This window comes from Ruegeria sp. AU67 (assembly GCF_900312795.1).
In the GTDB taxonomy this organism is placed as follows: Bacteria; Pseudomonadota; Alphaproteobacteria; order Rhodobacterales; family Rhodobacteraceae; genus Ruegeria; species Ruegeria atlantica.
In genome coordinates, this window is record NZ_OMPH01000040.1 from 398762 (window position 1) to 421625 (window position 22864).

Annotated in this window: 22 protein-coding genes; 6 read left to right on the forward strand and 16 right to left on the reverse strand. The window is 57.7% G+C overall.

The window, feature by feature from the left end; translation table 11 throughout:
• Positions 1 to 18: 18 nt before the first annotated feature.
• Entirely contained in the window at positions 19 to 516 is a 498-nt protein-coding gene (gene secB / locus DK510_RS21405; protein WP_109313818.1) for a protein-export chaperone SecB, read from the reverse strand.
• Positions 517 to 570: 54 nt separating this feature from the next.
• The gene (locus DK510_RS21410) at positions 571 to 1071 is read right to left on the reverse strand and encodes an FxsA family protein (protein WP_109313819.1); all 501 of its coding nucleotides are present in this window, start codon (positions 1069 to 1071) and stop codon (positions 571 to 573) included.
• A gap of 107 nt (positions 1072 to 1178) precedes the next feature.
• On the opposite strand from DK510_RS21410, the gene DK510_RS21415 reads away from it, so the two are divergent.
• Genes DK510_RS21415 through DK510_RS21425 form a run of 3 tightly spaced genes read left to right on the forward strand, consistent with a single transcriptional unit; the run spans position 1179 to position 3456 of the window.
• Complete coding sequence (locus DK510_RS21415) at positions 1179 to 1838, forward strand: Tim44/TimA family putative adaptor protein (RefSeq protein ID WP_109313820.1); 660 nt, start codon at positions 1179 to 1181, stop codon at positions 1836 to 1838.
• Positions 1835 to 2869, forward strand: coding sequence for a murein transglycosylase A (locus DK510_RS21420; protein ID WP_109313821.1), 1035 nt, complete (start codon positions 1835 to 1837; stop codon positions 2867 to 2869). The genes DK510_RS21415 and DK510_RS21420 overlap by 4 nt, the downstream gene beginning before the upstream one ends.
• The gene (locus tag DK510_RS21425; protein WP_109313822.1) at positions 2869 to 3456 is read left to right on the forward strand and encodes a Smr/MutS family protein; all 588 of its coding nucleotides are present in this window, start codon (positions 2869 to 2871) and stop codon (positions 3454 to 3456) included. Before DK510_RS21420 ends, DK510_RS21425 begins: the two co-directional genes overlap by 1 nt.
• On the opposite strand, the gene DK510_RS21430 is transcribed toward DK510_RS21425, so the two are convergent.
• The 3 genes from DK510_RS21430 to hslU all read right to left on the reverse strand — a co-directional run bounded on the left by DK510_RS21430 (position 3453) and on the right by hslU (position 7176).
• Positions 3453 to 4673 (reverse strand): MFS transporter, encoded by a 1221-nt coding sequence (locus DK510_RS21430; RefSeq protein ID WP_109313823.1) that lies wholly within the window; start codon positions 4671 to 4673, stop codon positions 3453 to 3455. The two genes, DK510_RS21425 and DK510_RS21430, sit on opposite strands and share 4 nt — an antisense overlap.
• Positions 4670 to 5770: an alpha/beta hydrolase gene (locus DK510_RS21435; protein ID WP_109313824.1), complete on the reverse strand. Its 1101-nt coding sequence runs from the start codon at positions 5768 to 5770 to the stop codon at positions 4670 to 4672. The genes DK510_RS21430 and DK510_RS21435 overlap by 4 nt, the downstream gene beginning before the upstream one ends.
• Before the next feature lie 98 nt (positions 5771 to 5868).
• Positions 5869 to 7176 carry an ATP-dependent protease ATPase subunit HslU gene (gene hslU, locus DK510_RS21440; protein ID WP_108860507.1) on the reverse strand — a complete coding sequence of 436 codons (1308 nt, stop codon included), beginning with the start codon at positions 7174 to 7176 and terminating at the stop codon, positions 5869 to 5871.
• 197 nt (positions 7177 to 7373) lie between these two features.
• On the opposite strand from hslU, the gene DK510_RS21445 reads away from it, so the two are divergent.
• Complete coding sequence (locus DK510_RS21445) at positions 7374 to 7775, forward strand: DM13 domain-containing protein (protein ID WP_058279372.1); 402 nt, start codon at positions 7374 to 7376, stop codon at positions 7773 to 7775.
• Positions 7776 to 7891: 116 nt separating this feature from the next.
• A complete protein-coding gene (locus DK510_RS21450) occupies positions 7892 to 9133 on the forward strand; it encodes an MFS transporter (protein ID WP_109313825.1) in 1242 nt (413 codons plus the stop codon).
• On the opposite strand, the gene hslV is transcribed toward DK510_RS21450, so the two are convergent.
• Positions 9130 to 9681 carry an ATP-dependent protease subunit HslV gene (gene hslV / locus DK510_RS21455; RefSeq protein ID WP_109313826.1) on the reverse strand — a complete coding sequence of 184 codons (552 nt, stop codon included), beginning with the start codon at positions 9679 to 9681 and terminating at the stop codon, positions 9130 to 9132. The genes DK510_RS21450 and hslV overlap by 4 nt on opposite strands.
• 197 nt (positions 9682 to 9878) lie before the next feature.
• Here hslV and DK510_RS21460 point away from each other — a divergent pair, with 197 nt between their 5' ends.
• On the forward strand, positions 9879 to 10073 hold the full coding sequence (locus tag DK510_RS21460) for a DUF1127 domain-containing protein (protein WP_109313874.1): 195 nt from the start codon (positions 9879 to 9881) through the stop codon (positions 10071 to 10073).
• A 61-nt stretch (positions 10074 to 10134) separates the two neighbouring features.
• Here the strand turns inward: DK510_RS21460 and DK510_RS21465 are convergent, their stop codons facing one another.
• From DK510_RS21465 to regB, 10 genes are all read right to left on the reverse strand, one after another.
• Positions 10135 to 10497 (reverse strand): Lin0512 family protein, encoded by a 363-nt coding sequence (locus tag DK510_RS21465; protein WP_109313827.1) that lies wholly within the window; start codon positions 10495 to 10497, stop codon positions 10135 to 10137.
• Entirely contained in the window at positions 10494 to 10844 is a 351-nt protein-coding gene (locus tag DK510_RS21470) for a Lin0512 family protein (RefSeq protein WP_109313828.1), read from the reverse strand. Before DK510_RS21470 ends, DK510_RS21465 begins: the two co-directional genes overlap by 4 nt.
• Positions 10845 to 10935: 91 nt before the next feature.
• Entirely contained in the window at positions 10936 to 11256 is a 321-nt protein-coding gene (gene trxA, locus DK510_RS21475) for a thioredoxin (RefSeq protein ID WP_058275159.1), read from the reverse strand.
• Positions 11257 to 11315: 59 nt separating this feature from the next.
• Positions 11316 to 14675 (reverse strand): double-strand break repair helicase AddA, encoded by a 3360-nt coding sequence (addA, locus tag DK510_RS21480; protein ID WP_109313829.1) that lies wholly within the window; start codon positions 14673 to 14675, stop codon positions 11316 to 11318.
• Entirely contained in the window at positions 14672 to 17599 is a 2928-nt protein-coding gene (gene addB, locus DK510_RS21485) for a double-strand break repair protein AddB (RefSeq protein WP_109313830.1), read from the reverse strand. Before addB ends, addA begins: the two co-directional genes overlap by 4 nt.
• Positions 17592 to 18278, reverse strand: coding sequence for a nucleotidyltransferase family protein (locus DK510_RS21490; protein WP_109313831.1), 687 nt, complete (start codon positions 18276 to 18278; stop codon positions 17592 to 17594). The genes addB and DK510_RS21490 overlap by 8 nt, the downstream gene beginning before the upstream one ends.
• The gene (locus DK510_RS21495; protein ID WP_109313832.1) at positions 18275 to 19279 is read right to left on the reverse strand and encodes an aminoglycoside phosphotransferase family protein; all 1005 of its coding nucleotides are present in this window, start codon (positions 19277 to 19279) and stop codon (positions 18275 to 18277) included. The genes DK510_RS21490 and DK510_RS21495 overlap by 4 nt, the downstream gene beginning before the upstream one ends.
• Positions 19276 to 19749 (reverse strand): tRNA (adenosine(37)-N6)-threonylcarbamoyltransferase complex ATPase subunit type 1 TsaE, encoded by a 474-nt coding sequence (gene tsaE / locus DK510_RS21500; RefSeq protein WP_109313833.1) that lies wholly within the window; start codon positions 19747 to 19749, stop codon positions 19276 to 19278. The genes DK510_RS21495 and tsaE overlap by 4 nt, the downstream gene beginning before the upstream one ends.
• Positions 19750 to 19790: 41 nt before the next feature.
• Positions 19791 to 21299 (reverse strand): PAS-domain containing protein, encoded by a 1509-nt coding sequence (locus DK510_RS21505; protein WP_109313834.1) that lies wholly within the window; start codon positions 21297 to 21299, stop codon positions 19791 to 19793.
• Positions 21300 to 21384: 85 nt separating this feature from the next.
• Positions 21385 to 22782: a sensor histidine kinase RegB gene (gene regB, locus DK510_RS21510; RefSeq protein WP_109313835.1), complete on the reverse strand. Its 1398-nt coding sequence runs from the start codon at positions 22780 to 22782 to the stop codon at positions 21385 to 21387.
• Between the last annotated feature and the right edge of the window lie 82 nt (positions 22783 to 22864).

Here is a 22864-nt window from a genome sequence, read left to right on the forward strand (position 1 = left end):
CGGCGCGGGTCGTACCGATTAGGCTTCGGTTTTTTCGGTTTCGGCCTGACGGCGCATCAGCTCGTTGCGGTACAGCGCAACAAAGTCGATATTGTCCAGGTTGACCGGCGGGAAACCACCGTCACGGGTGATGTCGCTGACAATGCGGCGCAGGAACGGGAACAGCATGCGCGGGCATTCGATCATCAGGAATGGGTGCAACTGGTCTTCTGCCACGCCTTCGATGTGGAACAGGCCGCAATAATCAAGTTCGCACAGGAACAGAACGTCTCCCATGCCCTTAGCTTTGGAGGTCAGGTTCAGTTTGACGGCAACTTCGTACTGATGCTCGGTCGGGCGCTTTTTGGCGTCCAGGTTCACCTGAACGGCAATCTCGGGCTGAACGTCACCAGACACGCCTTTTTGCGCCATCACGTTTTCAAAAGACATATCGCGAATGAACTGTCCCAGAACGCGCATCTGGATCTGAGGGGCGGTCTGTGCCGCGGTGTTTTCTGCAGGGCTTTCGTCAGCCATGGATCTACTCCGAAAATGAAATTTGCCACTGCTTAGCAAGTTGGGCGCGGCACCTCAATGCTGGGGTGGACCTTCGACCCATTTGGATGGCTTTGAGGGGTTCTGACGCGGGCGAACCTCAGTAAAATCTCCGTCGATCACGTCATCCTGATCAAACTGGGTGGGACCAGTGCGGAACTGTGCGCCGGTGCCCATCTGGAAATGCGTGATGGTCGCCTTGGATTTCAGGTATTTGAATACGGCCACTCGAATACCCGGAACAAGCAGTGCAAAGCCAACGGCATCGGTGAAAAATCCCGGCGTCAGCAGCAAAACACCAGACATCAAGATCATCGCGCCATGGGCCAAAGGCTCGGTCGGGTCATCCAGTTCAGAAAAGGATCGCTGCAAATTGACCAGTGCCATGCGACCTTGTGTCCTGACCATAAAGGTGCCGATAACGGCCGTCAGAACGACGATCGCCAGCGTAGGCCACAGTCCGATCAGGCCGCCGACCTGTATGAACAGGGCGATCTCGATGATGGGCACCAACAAAAATGCCAAGAACAGGTACATCTGCGTTATCCTTTCCCTTAGGCCGGGCTGTGGACTTGCCACGATCTGTCACCTACATAGTGGCATGAGGCCGCGTATACAAAGTCGCGGTCTGAAAAGAGGATGAAATGAACGAACCGATGATCCAGTTGCTGGTCCTGGCCGGAATTGCCGTTTTCCTGATCCTGCGCCTGAAAAGCGTGTTGGGTACACGTGAGGGTTTTGAGAAACCCCCTGTTCAAAAGCAACCCGAGGCGGACAAGTCGCGTCGCGGCTTCGAGGTGATCGAAGGCGGGCCGGATCATGACATCACAGATCATGTCGCCGAAGACAGCGAACAGGCGAAAACGCTTGCCGCGATGAAGCGGGTCGAGCCCGAATTCTCTGTTGGTGAATTCGTGCAAGGTGCCCGCGGAGCCTATGAGATGATCGTCATGGGGTTCGAAAAGGGCAATCTGGATGAAATCCAGCCCTTCCTGTCCGAAGAGGTGTTTGACACATTTGTTTCAGTCGTGGCGGCCCGTGAAGATCAGGGCCTGACCATCGAGGCCGAATTTATCGGCGTGCGCGAAACCGCGCTGGCGGATGCGACCTTCGACAAAGACACAAACCAGGCGGAAATCACCATGCGGTTTGTGGGTGAGCTGACCTCGGTCGTGCGTGATCGTGGCGGTGATATCATCGAAGGCAACCCAAACACTATTAAACGCCAAAAGGACAGCTGGACCTTTGCCCGTGTCATGGGCGCTGATGATCCAAACTGGCTGCTTGTTGCCACGGACGCATGATTGGCGCGCTCCGGTCGCTATTTCTGGTGGCAGTTATGACCACTGCCGCCAGCGCTGAACCGACGCGATCAATTCTTTCCTTTGACGATCTGGATGGATGGGCTGCCGACGATCACGGGGCGGCCCTTTCGGTATTTCTGAACACCTGCGGCGATCTGGACGATCCGGATTGGCAGGCATTGTGCCGCGTCGCCCAAACCTACGACGCAGACGCGGCGCGGTCGTTCTTTGAGTTGTTCTTTCGTCCAGTTCTGGTCGAGGACGGAGAAGAGGCCCTGTTCACCGGTTATTTCGAACCTGAACTGGACGGGTCCAAAACCCGGACCGACCGGTTCAAATATCCGATTTACAAAATGCCACCAGAGGCGCGGGCCGAAGGGCTTTGGCTCAGCCGCCGTGAAATCCTGACGGGCGACGCGATGCAAGGCCGCGGCCTTGAGATCGCCTGGGTGGATGATCCGGTTGAGCTGTTCTTTCTGCAAATTCAGGGCTCGGGGCGTGTTCGCCTGCCAGACGGCAGTGCCTTGCGCGTCGGCTACGGCGGTGCAAACGGTCACCCCTATCGTTCCATCGGGACTGAGCTGATTCGTCAGGGGGCGCTGGGTGCGCATGAGGTTAGTGCTCAGATGATCCGCGCATGGGTCCGCAAAAATCCTGAAGCCGGGGCCGAGTTGCTGTTTCACAACCCCTCCTACGTGTTCTTCCGCGAGGTTTCGCGCGTCGCGCCCGAGCTTGGGCCGTTGGGTGCCATGAACCGGTCGGTCACCACGATGCGCAGTATTGCAGCTGATCCGGCTCATACGCCGCTGGGTGCCCCTGTTTGGGTGGAAAAGGACGGCAAGACCCCGTTGCGAAAGTTGATGATTGCGCAGGACACCGGTGCCGCCATCAAAGGGGCGCAGCGCGCGGATATCTTCTTTGGCACAGGGGACGAGGCGGGAAAAGCTGCCGGGCGCCTCAGGGATCCGGGGCGGATGGTTCTGTTGCTGCCGATCCAGCGGGCCTATGCCCTGTTACCGGATGAATTCTGATGTCCCGACGCAAATTGACGGCAGACGAGGTCGAGCTGTGGCGCAAGGTTGCCAAACAGGCTGAGCGGCTGCATCCTGAAATTCCACAATCGGTACACCCGGTCACACTGCCCAAACCCAAGCCGAACAAACACCCAAAACCCCGGTTTGAGGCATTCGAGGTCGGACAAAACGCGCCCGGTAAACCCGTGCGAAATGCGCTGAAGCCCTCGATCAGTGAAAGTTTGCGTACCAGCCCGGTGCAAATGGACACCAAGGCATTTGGTCGTATGAAACGCGGCAAGATCAAGCCTGAAGGGAAACTGGACCTGCATGGCATGCGCATGGACACTGCGTATCCGGCGCTGACCCGGTTTATTCTGACGGCCCAGGCGTCAGGTAAGCGCCTTGTTCTGGTTGTCACCGGAAAGGGCAAGGACAGGGATGAACCCGGCCCAATCCCAACTCCACGCGGCGTATTGCGCAATCAGGTGCCGCAATGGTTGGCGTTGCCGCCGCTTGCACAGGCCGTTTTGCAAGTGACCCCGGCCCACATCAGCCACGGCGGCGAAGGGGCCTACTACGTCTATCTGCGCCGGACGCGTTAAAGCGAGCGCACAGCGCGCGTAATTCCGACTTTAGCCGACAGGCATACAAGAATGAAAACACCGCCGATCCACAGGAACTGTGTGCTCAGTGGTATACCGGCGTCGATCAATATCCCGGTAAGGCCAGGGCCGATTGCTGATCCCAAAACCATAACTGCTGTGGCCATCGCCTTGATCGCCCCAATGTGCCGAGTGCCGTAGAATTCCGCCCAAAAGGCGCTTGGTAGCGTGTTGTTTGCTCCAACCGTCAGGCCCAGAAAGATCATTGCAATCAGGGCCCCGCCGATCGAGTTTGTCATTCCTGCGATCACAAAACCAATTGCGATCGGGATTTGGTAAAAAGGCATCAGCCTCGCGGTGCCCCATTTGTCCAGCGCCCAGCCAGCCGCAAACATCCCAATCAAGGACACGCCGGTGAAAACCGGAAACAGGGCGACCAGTTCGATATGCTGCCAGCCCTTGACTTGGGCAAGATGCACCTGATGGAAGAAAAACGCGGTGATAAAGGCCGATGGGGCCAGTATAGTCGGGGCTATGAACCAGAACAGAGGATGAAACAGCGCGTCTTTCCGGGTCCAATGGTGGCCCTGCATCCCTGTTGCTGAATACGCATCCGCCAGACTCTGCGGCGTGCGCTCCTGACGCAAAAGCCGCGTTAGAACGGGTATCCCCGTCAGGACGATCGCTGCAGATATCACCCACAGCCATCGCCAGTCCAGAAAGGCCATCGCGGCCACAAATGCCAGCGGCAGCAGTGCTTCACCAATCGCGTAGCCGACCGATGCAATCGACAGGGCTTTGCCACGTGTAACGATGAACCATCGCGCCATGGCGACCTGTGCCAGATGGACACTCATCCCCTGCCCGAACAGGCGCAATAAAAAAACCACCAGCGGCAACAGGACAAGCCAACTGTTCACGGCCATGGCCATGGCAGCAACCGCCAGGCCCAATAATACAGCTGGCCCCAAAACCCGGACACGGAAAATATCCGTAAGCCCACCGGCCCAGATCATCACAACGGCTGATACGGTGGTGCCCAGTGAATACAGACCACCCCAAGCGCCGTGACCAAGACCGAACTCTGCGCGGATGTTTCCGGCAAAGATCGAGATAAAGAAGGTCTGCCCAAAGCTGGACAGAAAGGTCAGCAAAACTCCCGCGCCCAACCAGGTGGCATTGTCCCGCAGATACAGACGCAGGCTGAACTGCGTCACGGAGAGCTGACCTGCGCCTGTCCTGTTTCGGTTAGAACAATTTCGGTCGCACCGTCTGGATTGCGTTGGCTGGGCGGAACCAGAATGTCGATGCCCGGTCGATCTTCGCGCCCAAATGTATTGTTTACGCGTCGCAACGAACTGAGGATCGACAAGAGTGCCGGAGAGGTGGCGGCAACGAAATGCGAAGACTCGGCGTCTTTGTTGAACGCAGTTGTATCAATCACGTTTATCGGGAACTCTTCGAGTGTTTCCAGCGAACTGATCCTGCCCAATCTCTCGCCCTCATCCGTTCCGCGAAGGCGAGCGGAGATATTCAAAATTTTGTCTTTTTGCGAAACCATAACCAGGAAAGGATCTGGTGGGTTCTTAATACGCTTCATCTGCGACCGAAACACGTCGACATCCAGATCAGGGGAAATCAAGATGACCCCTTCGATGTTCCTGTTGGCCCAGCCCGGTTCTTGTAGTTCAGCCTGTCGCATCATCTCCATTGACAGGGCACCACCCATTGAATGCGCGACCAGAATAATGCGTTTGACACCCATTGATTTCAGGTCACGGATCGTCTGCTCCAACCCGTCGCGGGCAAACAACATGCTGTCGAGATCGTAGGCATATCCATACCCGGTCGCGCGGCTAGGCCAGGAGTAAACCAGCGTGGAGCCGGGAAGACCAATGTCATGGGTCAGCTGGGCCGCGCGGAAAATCGTCTCGGTTTGGGTCGAGTTGTAGCCGTGTACAAAAATCGTAACATCGTCTTCGCCGCGCAAATGTTCGCGTAAACCCTTTGGCCCGCCCAGTTCGGTCACATTTGTAAGAACAAATTCTTTTTTCGGGTTCGGGTTCGCATAAGAGAATTTCAATGTTCCCGGTGTGTGTGATGGCGGGATCGACACTGTTGTTTCCAAAAACTTCAGCGCTTCCCCACGCTTGAATCCATAAGTTCCGTCTGCTTCACGCGCTCGCGTCGTGGCTGCGAATATCTTTTCAGGCGTTCCGACAGTTACGGCCGATGGAACAATCTCGGTTACTGTCCGATCGACACACGCACTTAGCGGCAGGGACGTAATCAGAATTATTAAATAGCGCAGCACTGGTCAGCCCTCTGGGTGAATTGCGACTACGCTATCTCATTCTGGCCCGGCGTCCAGCGGCACAACGCTGCCAAAGCGGCAAAAACCGGCTGGCGATGTTACAGAACGTAACGGCTGAGGTCAGTGGATTTGGTCAATTCGCCCAGATTGTCGTCCACGAATTGGGCATCAACCGTGATCGAGATTCCGGCCTGATCGGGCGCGGTAAAGGACAGTTCTTCGAACACGCGCTCCATCACCGTGTACAAACGACGCGCACCGATGTTTTCGACGCTTTGGTTCACATCAGCTGCGATACGCGCAAGGGCCGCGATACCGTCATCGGTAAAGCTGACCGTGACCTCTTCGGTGCCCATCAAAGCGGTGTATTGACGGGTCAGGGCGTTGTCGGTTTCGGTCAGGATGCGCACGAAGTCTTCTTCGGTCAGCGCGCGCAATTCCACGCGGATCGGCAGGCGGCCCTGAAGCTCCGGCAACAGGTCCGAAGGTTTGGCGATGTGGAAGGCACCCGACGCGATGAACAGGATATGGTCGGTTTTGACCGGGCCGTGCTTGGTGGATACCGTCGTGCCTTCGATCAAAGGCAGCAGGTCGCGCTGTACCCCTTCGCGACTGACATCGCCGCCCCGCGCGTCAGTGCGGGCACAAACCTTGTCGATCTCATCCAGGAACACGATGCCGTTCTGTTCAACGGATTCCAGCGCGATGCGGTTAACGATCTCATCATCTAGCAGCTTGTCGGCCTCTTCCCCGATCAGTGCTTCATAGCTTTCCGAGACGGTCATTTTACGTTTCACGGTACGCCCGCCAAAGGCCTTGCCGAATATATCGCCCAGATTCATCATCCCCATCTGGCTACCGGGCTGGCCGGGAATGTCGAACATAGGCATCGGGTTCGACGAGTCGGACAGCTCCAGTTCGATCTCCGTATCATCCAGCTCGCCCGCTTTCAGCTTTTTGCGGAACATCTCGCGCGTGCCTTCGCGGGCGTCAGTACCGGCGATGGCCTCGATCACGCGGTCTTCGGCGGCTTGATGCGCCTTGGCTTTGACATCCTCGCGCATATATTCGCGGGTTTGCAGGATGGCGGCGTCCGCCAGATCGCGCACGATCTGTTCCACGTCACGACCGACATAACCCACTTCGGTAAACTTGGTGGCTTCGACCTTGATAAAGGGCGCGCGGGCCAGTTTCGCCAGGCGGCGGCTGATCTCGGTCTTGCCGACACCGGTGGGGCCGATCATCAGGATGTTTTTCGGATAGACCTCGTCCCGGATGTCGTCGGCCAACTGCTTGCGCCGCCAGCGGTTGCGCAGCGCAACGGCCACGGCCCGTTTGGCATCCTTCTGCCCGATGATGAAACGGTCCAGTTCCGAGACGATTTCGCGCGGGGTCAGGTCGGTCATGTGAGTTCTATCCAATTGTTTCGCACCGGAACCTAATCATAAGCCACAAAAACACAAGCTGATCACGAAAAACTCACGCCAACACACGGTCTGCACACGGAAAATCGTGGTGATGTGAATCGCCAGACAGAAAATAGCTGCGCATAGTCTGCGGCGACGGGCAAGTTCGCCTGCACTTTGAAATGGAGACCCACATCATGATGACTCGTCGTTCGCTCTTTTTGAATGCCGCTGCTACGGGCGCCGCTCTGACACTGGCCAGCGCCAATGTCGCTGCCGCCGGCGGTGCCAAGAAAAAGGGCACATTCGAGGGCCGCTCGAAACATATCACCACCGGTTCGGTCAAAGTGGTCAAAGACGGTGAGCGCTATATCGTTGAGCTGGGTGATGACTTTTCGCTGGATAACGGTCCGGACCCGCGCGTGGCCTTCGGCAAGGATGGCACCTATGACCCGAACTCGAAACTGGGGGCGTTGCTGAACCTGAAAGGCAAGCAGTCATATGCGGTACCGCCGACCATGGATATCTCGGGCTATAACGAAGTTTACATCTGGTGTGACGTTGCCGGCGTTCCGCTGGGCGTTGCAGCGCTTTCGTAACCCAACGACGAATTGCGCCCGGAGGCCGGTAAATTACCGGCCTCTGACAAGGCGTTAGGTGCCATAGCGCCTGTCTGTTACACTCACCTCAAGGAACCAGTTCCAAGGTGTGTATCATGACGAAGATTGCCAAGATTACTTTGTTGTTCGTGGTATTTGTGGATCTGATCGGACAAGGGCTGGTCTTTCCCATCATCAACTCTTTGATCATGGAAACAAAATCCGGGTTCCTGCCGGAAAGCACATCTATGGGCCAGCGCCATTTCTACTATGGGTTGGTGATCGGGTGTTTCTTTCTGTCCTGGTTTTTGGGTGTGGTCTATGTCTCGAAAGTGTCGGACTCCATCGGGCGTAAGAATGCTTTGTTGGTGTGTTTAGGTGGGGCGCTGGCCGGTTATGCCATCACCATCACGGCACTTTACCTTAACAGTTTGCTTCTGCTGATCGTTGGTCGGTCGATCACCGGCTTTACGGCGGGTAATCAGCCCATTGCACAAGCGGCGATGATTGACGGCAGCACCGATGCCGCCGACCGCGACCGAAACATGGGGTATATCATCACCGGCGTCAGCTTTGGTCTGGTCGGCGGCCCGATTATCGGGGCTGTTCTGTCCGACGCGGCGATACTGGGCAGCTATGCCACGCTCAAGATGCCGTTCTACGGCGCGTTTGTTCTGGTGATGATCGCCATCTTCCTGGTGAGCGTTTACTTCAAGGACACCCGCACCGAGCGGGCTGCGTTTGTCTTTCGCCCGCGCGATATCACCGACAGCCTGATCGCGGTGCGTGAACACCCGTTGGTTTTAAAAATCCTGCCCGTCTATGCGCTGTTCATGATTGCGAATGTCACGTTCTATGTATTCGTCGATAATTTCCTGACCAGCGCATGGGGCTACGGCGTGATCGGTGGCAGCATGGCAATGGTGGTCATCGGTTTTGCGTTGGCGTTTTCCAGCACATTCCTTGTAAAACCGGCGCAAGAGAGGTTCAGCAAGCATTCCATCATCCACACCTCATTGGTGGTGATGGTGATCTGCGGCTTTGGCTTCGCCTTCAGCCCCAGCGGAGTATTGAGCTACGTTCCGGTCTTCTTCTTCTATTTCTTCTTTGGCGTCGCCTACCCGACCCTGCTGGGTCTGTTTTCGTCCAGCGTTGGCGAAGCGGATCAAGGTTGGGTCATGGGCGTTACAACGGCGGTCTTCTGCCTTGCCGGCGGTGTCATGTCTCTGGTCGGCGGCGGATTGATGAGTATCGACATCCGCCTACCCTATTACATCGTCATCGCAACCGCCCTGCTTGGGCTGGTCGGTATGTACCGGCGCTGGAAAGGTAAAGAGATCTCGGCGCTGTTGGCCTAGATCGTTTCAACCGTCAGATTGCCATTGGTATAGACGCAGATGTCAGCGGCAATCGCCATAGCTTCACGCGCGACCTCTTCGGCGGGTTTATCGCTGCCCATCATTGCTCGCGCAGCGGCCAGGGCAAAGTTTCCACCTGATCCGATGGCGGCCACGTTGTGTTCGGGTTCTAGCACATCCCCCGCCCCGGTGATAACCAACAGGTCTTTGCCGTCGGTGACGATCAGCATTGCCTCAAGCTTTTGCAGGTACTTGTCGGTGCGCCAGTCCTTGGCCAACTCGACCGAGGCACGGGCCAGTTGACCGGGTGTCGCTTCCAGTTTCGCCTCAAGCCGTTCAAGCAGCGTAAATGCATCAGCGGTCGAACCGGCAAATCCGGCGACAACTTCAAACCCGCCCGGCGACAAGCGGCGCACTTTGCGCGCAGTGCCTTTGATCACGGTCTGGCCCAGGCTGACCTGTCCGTCCCCGGCAATAACGACTTGCCCGCCTTTTTTGACACCAATGATCGTGGTCCCGTGCCATCCGGGAAAATCGCTGTCCGCCATGAAAGCCTCCGTGTTCTCAGTCGCTATATATGGGCCGGGCGCGGGATCGGCGCAACCCGTTGCACAACTGCCCAAAAGATATGCACAAAACGCAAACCGGGGTTACCAGACCAGCAATTGTGAGTCCTCGCGCTTGGGACTACATGAGGCTCACAACCGACAACGGGTCGGCTGTTTCAGATAAAAGGACTGGGAACATGGCAACAACTGCAAACATCCATGCCCCACTCGGAGCAGCTACCATCCTGCACGTAGTGGATGCATTCATCAATGTCTTCGAATCCGCTGTTGAGTGGAACGAAAGCCGCAAGACACGCAAGATCCTGTCGGGTCTGACCAACGCACAGCTGGAAGACATCGGTCTGGTGCGTGCGGACATCGCAAAAATCTGATCCTGCAATCAGAACCAGAATTTGAAGCAGCCGCCCGGGTATCCGAGCGGCTTTTTCTTTGTCAGCTTTGCACGTATTTACCAGCCTGATCCGGCAAATACGCCTCGATCGCGGCAGTGGCGATGACATGGCGCGTGCCAGCGGCGTCATCCACAACATCCAACCCACCCTTGACGGCCCGCACTTCGGCGCGGCCCCTTGGCAGATCGGCGGCGACCTTGTCACAGTCAACCTCATCGGGTTGTTGAACGGCGATGGTCACCTGAACCCGCATCTCCGTGTGGTCGATGCCCAGCTTGGAAAACAGCGTGATCGACGAATGATGCAGCGCGTCCTGCACGGCGCGACAGGCGGCTTTGGTGTAATCCTGACCGTACAGATCGTTGCTGGTGCCCATTTCCAGAATAATACGCTTCTCGGTCATTGGACGTGCTCCATATCGAATGAGACGATGACCGCCGCGTTGGCGATCACGGTGCGGCCATCGATGTGGGGTTTATCAATATCCAATCCGCCCTCGGTCACAGTGATGTTGGGCTGGCCATAGGGAAAGATCGCCTTCAGCGCATCAGTATCGACCAGGTCGGGCTGCTGCACACCCACCTCGGCGTCAATTATCATCGCCTCTTTCGGAAACCCGAACAACTCGGCCATGTTCACCGAGTTATGCCACAGCGCATCCTTGATCGCCCGCAGCGCGGCTTCGGTATAATCCTCGCGCCGCAGGGATGTGCCCATCCCGAATTCCACCAGAACCCGTGTTTTCGCCATTTGATTTCCCTGTATTGATGGCCCAATTGAGCCAATCACAAAAAAGGGCGCCCAAATTCGGACGCCCTTGATCAATACCGATCACATCGGATCAGATGGATTCGTCGATCCAGCTTTGCAGTGCGGCTTTGGGGGCCGCACCGGCGCGGTTCGACACAACCTGACCGTCCTTGAAGATGAACAGAGCAGGAATGCCACGCACACCCATGGCGGCAGCGGCGTTCGGGTTGCTGTCCACGTCTACCTTGGCAATTTTGATTTTGCCGCCGTATTCGTTGGCCAGTTCTTCCAGAGCGGGGCCGATTTGTTTACAGGGGCCACACCATTCGGCCCAGAAATCCACCACAACGGGGACATCAGAGTTTTTGACTTCGGCGTCAAAGGTATCGTCGGTAACGGCAACGGTCGACATATTCTGTCTCCTGAATGGGGTATCTCGGGAACAGAACGTAGGGGCCGGGCAATCCAAGGTCAAGATATCTGGGTGCGCGACAGGGCGTGCGTCACAAGATCGTGTGGCAGCCACATCAGATCTGCTTTTCTGGTCCATAGGATCGCGGTGCGGATTTCGTGGTTCGGATAGACCTGCGACAAGGCGTTGGCATACGCCCCCATCTGTCGCAAAAGCCCCTCAGGGCATGTCTCTGCACTGTTGGGAACCGTTGCATTTGTTTTGAAATCAATGACCTGAACCTCGGTATCGGTGACGATCAATCGGTCGATCACCCCGTGCATGCGGCGTCCGTTCAGGTCGGCTGTCACGGGCACCTCAGCCAAGGCGCCGGCGGCAAAGACAGGCCGAAGATGCGCCGCAGTCAAAACGTCGCATGCCTCATCCATCAGCTCTTGCCGTTCCGCGTCCTGCATATCGGGCAGAACCCGCGCGCAAAGCTGCGGCCAGTCTTCCCGCGTGACCGAAGGCAAGTGTTCCAGCAGCAGGTGCAATCGTGTGCCGCGCAACTTTGCCACTTCTTCGTCGTGACCTGCATCGCCGGGCAAAGCCTTGGCGCCGCCCAGATCTGAAGGGCTGAGTGTTTCCGCTTCGGGCTCCGGTGGTGTGGCGGGAGACAGGAACGGGGCTGGCAGGTCCGTCACGGCAGTTGAGGTCTTTGCGGACTCAATAATCGGCGATGCGTTCCAATCACCATGTGACAATCGCAGGGTTTCTGAGCCGGGCAGTGCCACCGCCCCTGCCCGTTCCATCGCGGCTTGAACCATCTGATACCAGCTGGTCCCATCCTTACCGACATCGCCGGCAGCCGCCACGATTAACCACTTTTCAGCTCGTGTTAGAGCCACATAAAGCAAGCGAAGACGCTCATTTTCTTCCCGCGCTCGGGCTTCGTCGCGCGCGCACGCAATCAATGCCGGAGAAGCATCTGCCGGAACTTTCCAAAGCGGTGTGCCTTCGGCCACCATGATCTCGGCATCGCGCGGAGCTTGCCGTTTGCCCGTATCCGGCAGGATCACAATCGGAGCCTCCAACCCCTTGGAACCATGCACCGTCATCACCCTGATCATGTTTCCGACGCCGCTCATCTGCCGTTTGATTTCCAGATCATCGGTCTGCATCCACACCAGAAATCCAGTCAGGCTTGGGATATCCGTGCGCTCGTACGCCAATGCCTGCGACAACAGCGCGTTGATCCCGTCTTCCGCCTCGGCTCCCAGCCTGCCCAGCAGTTTACGACGGCCATCATGGCGGGTCAGGATGCGTTCTATCAGGTCGTAGGGGCGCAGAAAGTCGATCTGCCCGCGCAAGTCGTGCAGAACGGCCAGTGTTTCAGGGTACTCTTCGGCGCGTTGACGCAAAGCCGCCCAAAGGAACTGTTCTTTGCGCCGATGTGCCAAGTCGAACAATTTTTGTTCGCCCCACCCGAACAGCGGCGATTTCAGAACTGTGGCAAGCGACAGGCTATCCTCGGGCGAGGCAAGAAAGCTCAGCAGCGCGGCCAGGTCTTTGACCGCCAATTCCGCGCCGACCTTAAGCCGGTCTGCCCCGGCTATCGGCAGATCAGCGGCTTTGCAGGCGCGGATGATCTCGGCAAACAGGTCCGAGCGGCGCTGAACGAGGATCAGGAAATCCCCCGGTTGAACCTTCCGCCGTACAAATGTGCCAGGCGTTTCGCCATCCTCGGGGATCGTCTCACTCTGTTCGATCATTGCCTTGATCGACTGCGCCACCTTCTCGGCCAGAATGACGGTGTGATGCCGCGCGCCGGGCCGATCTACCGGATCGGTCCAGTCGGTATCTTCATCGTCTTCGACCTTTTCGACCACGGGCCACAGGTCCACCCGGCCCGGCAGATCCGCCTTGAACGCGCGGTGCTGGCTTTCCTTATGAAATCCGGCTTCCGCTCGGTTTTCGAACAGGATGTCGACCAAAGACAAGATCGCGCTGGAGGATCGGAATGAGTATTCTAACGTGGAATCCCACAGTTTAGAGCCTGATTCCAAGAGTTTTCGCCCAAACTCCGCCTGCATCAGATCGAATGCCTGCGGATCGGCACCCTGAAACGAATAGATCGACTGTTTTTTGTCACCGACCACGAAAATAGTGCGTTCTACGCCAGATCGGGCCCCCTCGCCGCTTGTGAATTCCTGTGCCAGTTTTTCGACCACATCCCATTGATCGGGGCTGGTGTCCTGCGCCTCATCCACCAGAATGTGGTCGATACCGCCATCCAGACGGTACAACACCCATTCGGCCACAGCCGGGTCGTTCAGCACTTGCCGCGCGCGTAGGATCAGGTCGTCAAAGTCCAACCAGCCGCGTAGTTGCTTGCGCCGCTCATATTCCGGCAAAAACGCCGCAGCGAAGCGGTGCAGCACCATTGTCTTGCGCGCGGCCACCAGGGCCAGCCGATTTTCGCGCGCGGCCTCGACCCGCAGCATCAACGCTTCGAGCTGGGGCATCTGGCCCACCAGCACGTCTTCTCGCAGAGCTTTGGTGGGGAAACTGTTGATTTTTGCCGTAAAGGGTTCTTTGGCGGATTTTCCGGTCAGAAATACACTTTCCAGAATTGGCAGGCTGCTGACGCGAACCTCGGTAAACGCTGCCAGCTTATCGGCCGCCTTGGCGTTATTGCCGCCGCTTTCAGAAAGCGCCGGCAGGATCGACCGGATCAATTCCACTTCGCCGCCCAAAAACACACATCCTATCAAAGCGTCTTCATCGAATCCGTTGGCCAGTTCAAACTGCTGCAGCACATCGGCCCATTCCAGCGGCTGCGCAAACAGGTTGCGTTTCCGGGTGATGGCCGCGGTGAGTTTGTCGAACCCAGTATCGGTGACAAACCGCGCGACGTCTTCGATCAAATTGGCTTGGGGACCTGCGGCGAAATCTTCGACAATCTCTTCACGCAAAAGGGCCGCCGCGCGGTCCTCCATCTCTGAAAATTGCGGGCTGACCCCGGCTTCAAGCGGGAAACGCCGTAGCAGTGAAGCGCAGAACGAGTGGATCGTCTGGATCTTCAGGCCACCGGGTGTTTCGATGGCGCGCGCAAACAACGTTCTGGCCTGTGCCAGCCGTTCGGGGTCGATAACACCCGGAACACCCAGATCGGTCAGTTGGGAAAGAAGGCCGACATCATCTTTCATTGCCCATTGTCCGAGGCGATCAAACAACCGGTTTTGCATCTCGCTGGCGGCGGCCTTGGTGTATGTCAGACAAAGGATATGCTGTGGCTGCACGCCGCCCAACAACAGACGCGCCACCCGATCAGTCAGAACCCGCGTTTTCCCCGAACCTGCATTGGCCGCCAACCAGGTCGAGGCGTCGGGCCGCGCGGCCTGTACCTGCCGCTCGGTTGCGTCGTTGCGAGCGCTCATGTCAGGTCCTCTGGCGTTGTGTCATCAGTGCGGTCCCATTCCCCGAACCGCGCCAGTTGATCGTAGTCACCCACATCCGAATCCTTGTGCAACATTCGACGGGATGAAAACCCTTGATCAGGCTCTAAATAGGCAGAAACTAACTCTTTGAGCTCGGCCAGAACCTTGTCTGGCGGCTCTTTCGCCAGCGGTGCGGGTACTTCTTTGTAAGTGCCGCCCATACCAATGAAAATCGCCTCGGCCACGGGAGAAGGGTCGAAACCGTCGATACCGCCCTCTTCGGCCATCGCGGCTTCGATAAGCAACTGTTTGTCGAACTTGGATTGCTGGCTTTCCGTTGGGGGCGCCCCTGTCTTGTAGTCAACTATCCGTAATGCACCGCGCTTGTTGCGATCTATCCTGTCGGCACGGCCCGCAATGGTGAAATCCAGAGGCGACAGCACAAGTTTCACCGCCGCCTCGAAGGCGACTGGCCCCCCGTCCCCTCGCCGCGCGATTTCGGCGGCCAGAAAATCATCCGCGATGCGTTCCAACCGCGCCAGCCACAATTTACGCGCTGTGGGCCACGCAACATGTTGATCCAACAAGGTTTCCGCGCGTTTCAAAAAGTTTTCGCGGGTCAACAAGGCGGTGTCCAGAACACTGTCTTTGACGAAATGTTCCAGAATTTCGTGAATCACGATCCCGCGCAACAAGGCATCCGGCGCTTGCACCAAAGGGTCCAGCGGTTTCAGGCGCAGCACATGTTTGGCGAAAATCGCATAAGGATCGCGGATCAGCCGTTTGATTTCCGTCACGCTCAGCCGATTTGGGCGCGATGCCACTGGCGGCCGCGGAGATGGGCGCGTTGCCGGTTCGATATGCGGCGCGACTTCAAGCTGTTCCGCCCATTGCAGCCATTGCCGGCCTTTGTTGCGCATTTCTGACAGTGCCTCACGCCCGCCCTGCCCCGGCAAGCCGTGCAGCAGGTTCGTAAGGCGGTTCAGCCAGCGTGATGGAACGGTTTCTGCGTCATCGGACCGCTTGGCACGGGTCAGCCAGACCTCGGGCGCGCCGATGGCTTGTTGAAAGTCATGTGCCGACAAGCCGATCCGCCGTTCGGGCAGCAAAAGTCCGGCCTTGTCGCGCATCTGGCGGTTCAGCCAGGGGTCTGGCGCGGCGGCCTCGGGCCAGCTGCCTTCATTTAGGCCGCCCAAGATAAGCAAATCTGCCCCTTGCACGCGCGCCTCGAGCGTGCCCCAGATCATGATGTGTGGATGCGGGGCGTCGCGATCCCGGACCTCCTCGCCCGCGAGCAAAGCACCCAACAGGTCGGCGAAATCATGGGCGGTCATCGGGCCGCCGTGTTGCGCCTCTTTTTCCAGTGCGCTCAGGACGCCTTGCGCCTTTTGGCCTGCGTTCTTGTCCCAGAGCGTGCCTGTTTCCCCTGACGCGCCCGCCGAAATCGCCTCGGCCAAGATGCGCAGCCTGGCAACCCAATCCGTCAATGGGAGTTGGCCCGCGATCTGTTGATCGCAGAAATGGGAGTTTAGCCAACGTACCCAGCCCTCGGGAACTTCTTTGCGGATTGCAAAAGCGGTTAGGCTGGCGCTGTCCGGGAAAGGCGGGCCATGTCGGCGCAAATCTAGTTCAAGGTCCCGCGTATGCAGCAAATGCGCGCCGCGCTCGTCACCATCATGACACAGCGGGTGTTTCAGAAGGGTCAGCAATGCCTCGCCATCCAGACGCCGTGCGAAAAGCCCCGCCACGTGACGCAGAAACCGGCCGGGCGGCGATAGTTGCAGCGGTAGACCAGCGCTGTCATCGGGAAGGATGTTCCAGCGATCTAAAGCAGCGCTGACTTGGCGGGTCAGCATCCTGTCAGGTGTGATTAGCGCGGCAGATTGGCCGGTTTCGGCTGCCTGGCGAAGGCGCAGTGCGATGGCCAGGGCCTCGGACCTGGGCGATTGCGCCTCGACCAGTGTCACGTCCTTTGTGGCGCCATCCAGATCGGTCAGTTGCGGGCCTTCGGACATCCAGGCATCCGTGATCGGCGCTGGGCGTAAAGCCAGCGAAACCAAGCGGTTGCGAGCAGGCGAGGGTGGTTGATCACCCGTCCAAGGCATGACCTGATCCGGCTCTAAGCCAAGCTGAGACATCAGTTTGCGGAACCGGTACTGCGGGTGATCTTCCGATGTCAGCGCATCGTCCAACCCGCGCCAAACGCGGTCGGGCTGATCGAAATCGTAACCCGGCAGAATCAATGCGCCTTGCGGCAGACGCGCAATCGCCTCCATCAGCATCAGGGTGGTTCCGCGTGACCCGGTTGACCCGGCAAGGATAACCGGATGCTGCGGCGGAGCGACTTGCCAACGTTCTATCAGGTTTTCCACCACAAGCCGCTGCCGGGCCTGAACATCCAGCGCATCTGGGCCTGAATCTATGATTTGATCGGCAATTCCGATGAACTTTTGCGCCCTTTCCCAATGCCCGGACATGTCACTGACATCCAAATTCCGGATCGCGTCGGGCGAAACACCTTCGCCCTGCATCTCATCAATCAACGCGGCTAGGCTGTCGGACAAGTCAAAAAGTGAAGACCGTGCAGCCAGATCAGGCTGTTGTTCCAACAGCTTAGCGATCAACTGCGTCAACTCTAACCTGCGCCGCAGCGGTGGAATCGCCGGAGGTATCTGCGCAAGATCGACGCTTTCCCCCAGATCGGTAACCAGTGAAAGATGCGGCAATAGGCACGCCGGGCCTTGGTCAAACAGGTCGCGGACGCGCCGGGCCATACGCCTTGTATTGACGACCAGTTGAACGCGCGCCAGCATCTCGGGCGGATGCGCTGCACTACGATCTTGCAGCCCCTGAACCAGCATTTTTGGGAAGTCCGAACCGGGCGGAACGGCAAAAACGCGCGGAGCTGGGCTGGGTTCAAACATCGGCAATCAACCCCTCGGCTAGTGCAATCCCTTCGGGGTGGCCGACATCGCACCAGCGACCGGGATAGGTGAGGGCAAACAGACGATCCTGCCGCTGCAACTGGTCCCATAGCACGTTAAGTGAGAACGCTTTCTCAGGGATATCCATCAACCCTTCGGATTTCATGATCTGCGCACCGCCATAGATCAAACTGCCGCCGCGCACGATCCGTCCGTTCTCATCTGCTGTGAAATCGCCTTTGCCGGTGTGCCCGACAGTGTGATCCACCGGTACACACATCAACAGCGCGTCCATGTGATCGGGATTCCACGCCTCGCGGAGCATCGTCAAAGGGTTCGGTCCTGACCAGATCGCGTCTGGGTTCAGGGTGTAAACCGGGTGCGATCCAAGCAGGGGCAAAGCGGCGCGTATTCCGCCGCCAGTCTCAAGAATTTCCGGCTTTTCATGGGAAAGCAGAACACCTTTTGGGACTAGATGAGCTTCAAGCTGATCTGGCAGATAATGTAGGTTGGCCACGATACGCTTGGGTTGCAGGGCATTCACCAAATCCAACGCGTGATCAATCAGAGGCCGGCCAGCGACCTTGATCAGTGGTTTGGGTCGATTTTCGGTCAACGCGCCCATACGGGTGCCAAACCCGGCTGCAAACAGCATGACGGCTTCGGGGTCTTGGGTCATTTCTGTCGAAGCCTGTCCAGATTTTCAGGGGTGGGTGCGGGCAAGGCCTCGCGCAACAGATTGGCGATGGTTACCAGTGCGGGATGCTCCAGATCCCGCATCAGGTGGGTCCAGGTTGCCGGGATCAGATCGACATAGCTGGGCTTGCCGTATTCGGTTGCCAGCCGGGCAAAGACGCCCAGAATGCGCAGATTTCGCTGAGCACCCAACACCGCATAGGCGGTGCGGAAGTCATGATCATTCACCCCAGTCGCCACGATATAGCGATTCACCATTTGCATCTCGGTTCCGAGTGACACATCGCGACGCACATCCTGCAACAAAGATACCAGATCATAGGCCGGATGGCCCAGCATGGCGGTTTGAAAGTCCAACAGACCAGCGCGCTGAACCCCGTCGCGATCCGGCAACCAGATCAAGTTTTCGGCGTGGTAGTCGCGCAGCACAACAACTTTGGACCCCGAAGTTTCCCGGTGCAGAATGTCCGAGAACCGGTTTTCGAAACGGTTACGCGCATCGGCGTCGTGCGTGCCCTGCACGGCCTGCGCGTATTTAGTAAAGGACAACGCGGCCAGCTCGGTCATCAAACTCGGATCATAGGATCGCAAAGAAAGGCTTGGCGCGTTGTACAGGTCGATCAGAACATCCGTTGCGACCTCATAAAGCGCACGCTCCATGCTGGGGGTCTGCGCAAGAACGCGCGCGAAGAGGTCATCTCCAAGGTCTTCGAGCAGAAGAAAGCCGTAATGCGTGTCCTCGGCATAAATCTCGGGCGCGCTCAGACCAAGGGACCGCAGGTATTTGGCCATGCGGGCAAAATCTTCGACATTTTCCGCCTTGCCCGGGGGTGAATCCATTAACACCGCCGTCTTGCCGGTTTCCGGATCGGTCAGCCGCTCGTACTGACGGTTCGAGGCATCCCCAGCCAGCGGCGCGTGCTTTGCATTTGACCATTTGGTCTGCGCGATCAACGCTTCGGCCAATACCGCGCGGTTTGTCATGCGGGAATCCTTAGTTTCACGGGCCATTTCGGGTCTGACCAGCGAAGGGTCAGATGGCGTGCTTCTGTCATGTTAGGGTCTGTTTCGAAGGATATCTTCACCGCAGACTCCGGTGTCAGCGGGCCCAATTTATCCGGCCATTCAATCAGGCAGATTGCGTTTTCAAAAGCCTCGGTCAGGCCCAGTTCCTCAACCTCTTCAACCGCGCTCAGGCGGTACAGGTCACAGTGCCAGATTTCCCCGGCCGGCGTGTCATAAGCTTGAACCAACGTGAAAGTCGGCGAAGGCACATCTTCGGGCTCGACCGTCAGCGATTGGATCAGGCTGCGGGCAAAATGGGTCTTACCGCTGCCGATCTCGCCCTCAAGCAACAAGATGTCCCCGGGTCTCAGTTCTGCGCCGACACGGGCCGCGAATTCCGCTGTATCCTCGGGCGAATTCAAAATGATCGTGCAGGGCGAATTGGTCATGGCGCCACAATGGCCTTGCGCCCGGTTGGCTGCAACCCGGTTCAGGCGCTGATTTGCTGCGCCTCTTGCCGCATCAGCGCATCCCGATCCACCGAGAAACGAACAATGGTGGCCCCGTTCTGCATCGGGCTGACCGTGCACAACACTTGATTACCGTTTCGCAGATAGATCACGCCTGACCATTCCGCGCGATTTTCCCGCGCCTCCACAAAATCGCGAATTTCGCCAAGGATCGGCGTTGCAGTGCAATTCTCCTGCCAGCTTTTGGTCACTTCAAGGACGGAGTCCGCGTCAAAGCCTGTGTCGCCTGTATCACCCCAAAGCTGTTGGTAGGCGAAATTGGTGAAAGCCAGTGTACCATCGTCACTGAAGACCGCGATGGCGTCGGCCAGTTTGTCCAGAATGGATTGCATCAAATCCATTTCTGACCGGAATCGACGGGTCAGAGTGATCTCGGCAGTGATGTCCTCGAACAGAAAAGCAACCGCTCCGTCCGGGTGCGGGCGTCCACTGACCGAGTAAACCGAGCCCGAGGGCAGGGACCAAGTTTCTTGATAGTTCCCGTCTTCTGCCGCTTCGAGAAGGTCATTCATCTGACTGCGCCAGCTTCTATAATTCTTGGGTTCCGGCATCATATGCCGATCCCGCAGGCGATCGAAAAAGCTGGACAGGCTGGGGCGGCAGCTTAGGAAATCCGGGGGCAGGGTGGTCAGGTCGATCAGGGCTGGGTTGAACAACGCCAGCTGGCGGTTGCGGTCAAAAATAGCCAGCCCGATGGGCAATTGCGCGAAGGTCTTGGTCATGGTCTGAACGAATTTGCGCTGCACCACCTCCGCCTCTACGATTGCGTTGATGTCCACGGCATAAGACAAGTGCCCTTCGGGGTGATCTACCAACGTCAGATCGAACCACAGCTTGTTTTCACTGAACTCGGAGGAAATTGAGACCCGCGCCTTTGCACTTAGCCGTTGGTCGGCATCGGGGACTGGAAACAATGGTGCGGTCAGGTCCGTGTCCTGATCCCGTACTTTGCGCACCAGCGAAACATAAGCAGCATTGCACCAGCGCACATCACCCTGATGATCCAACAGCCAGACAGGGTAGGGCGCTTTTTCCATGGCAAGGCGGTTTGGATCATTTGATGCGATTTGAGTTATCGAGGGGCAATCGGTACGGTCGCGCAGCTGAACGCGTACAATTCCGTCTATCCATTCGCACAGAACATCGCGTTCAACCGTGCAATCGATGGCCGGGATGACCAGGTTGCCTTCACGCCGGACCTGATCAGGTGTTTCGGGGAACGTTGGAAAATCCCTGTGCAGCAGCCGGCACAGATCGGCCCAGTCGCGGACCTGCTCGAACCCTTCCAACGCGATGTCCGAGTGACTGATAAGCCGGTCACCATCAAACAGGAATGCCGCATCAAACAAGGAGGCAGGTGAGGACAGCCCAAAGTTGTCCCCCCGTTCCCGCCTGCGGGGCAACAGCCACTGCACGGCAAGACTTGCTGAAACAAGGCCGATGATGGCCAGAATGATCCAGTCGACCATGCGCCCTCCGGTGCGCGAAACCAAGAAGCGGTACTATGCGCCTTAATAGTTAACGGAGTCTTAACCAATGTTCGCCCGTGTCAGGTCAGGTTTGGAACCGTTGGTTTACACCTGAAGGCACAGGCGTATCGCCGGTTTGCGCATCCACAAGGTTACGCGGCCAGCTCACCTTGACGATCGCACCCCGGCGTTCGGGGTTATCCGACAGGGTTTGGTATGGGTCCGATCCGTTGGCGAAATCCAGCTCTGCTCCGCTGCGTTCAAGCAGCGTTTTGGCAATGAAAAGACCCAGACCCATGCCTTCATATTCCGGACGGGTCCTTTTATCGGTCTCACTGCGGCGGCGACGCATGAAGGGATCGCCGATCCGGCCGATCATCTGCGACGGATATCCACGACCGTCATCCATGATGCTGACGGTGATCTGTTTGGTGGACCATTCCGCCTCGACCCAGACATTTCCGCGCGAAAAATCCACCGCGTTCTGGATCAGGTTGCGCAGGCCGTGAATGATCTCGGGCTTGCGCAGGATCGAGGGCTGCTGCACATCGCCATCCTCGGCCGGGCCTTCGAAGAAATGAACGGTCTTGCCTCGGTTGATATGCGGCTCGGCAGCTTCATGCACCACGGTAGAAAGCGGGGCTTGACGCAGATGCAGGTCGTCTTTGCCCGCCCGGCCCATGTCTCGCAGGATATCGCGGCAACGGTTCGCCTGTTCGCGGATCAGGGCGGCGTCCTCGATAAGGTCGGGCCGGTCATCCAACTCCTCAATCAACTCGGAGCTCGCCAGTTTGATCGTTGCCAGCGGCGTGCCCAGCTCATGCGCGGCGGCGGCGACCACGCCGCCTAGATCGGTCAGCTTCTGTTCGCGTGCAAGCGCCATATGGGTGGCGGCCAGCGCTTCGGACATAGATTGTACCTCTGAGCTGACGCGATGCGAATACGCGCCCAGAAAGACAATTGCGATGACGATTGCGGCCCAGTTTCCGAACAGTAGAATATCTGGGATGTCCAGTTCTGCCCCCAATGCGGTGCGCAAAGGCAGGTGGAATTCGGCCAGAAGTGTTGTCAAGGCAATGGCAACGCCGCCGATTATCAGGGTTGACCGGGTGCTCATGACGCTCGCGGAAATCGTGACAGGCCCCACCAGCAACAGCGCAAACGGGTTGTTCAGCCCGCCTGTAAGGTACAGCAAAATGGTCAGCTGCAGCAGGTCGAACAGCACCATCAGGAAGTTCTCGAACTCGGACAGGCGCTTGTTGCGGGGAAACAGCAGAATTGCAGTCAGATTCCCCATGACCGAGACGCCAATCGCCAGATAGCAAAGCGTTGCGTCAAGCTGGATGTCATAAGTTTGCTGCGCGACGGTGATCGCCGTGATCTGGCCGAAAATAGCCACCCAGCGCAACAGGATCAGGGTGCGCAGCCGAATCCAGCTGCTGCGTTCCTGACCGCGCCATAATGTGATGTTGGAAATTGCCATCGGTCGATTATGTCCTGTTGCATCGGCTGAACTTCTTGATAGGTGTCCCGGCCGAAACGATCAACAACCCCTCTTATGTCAG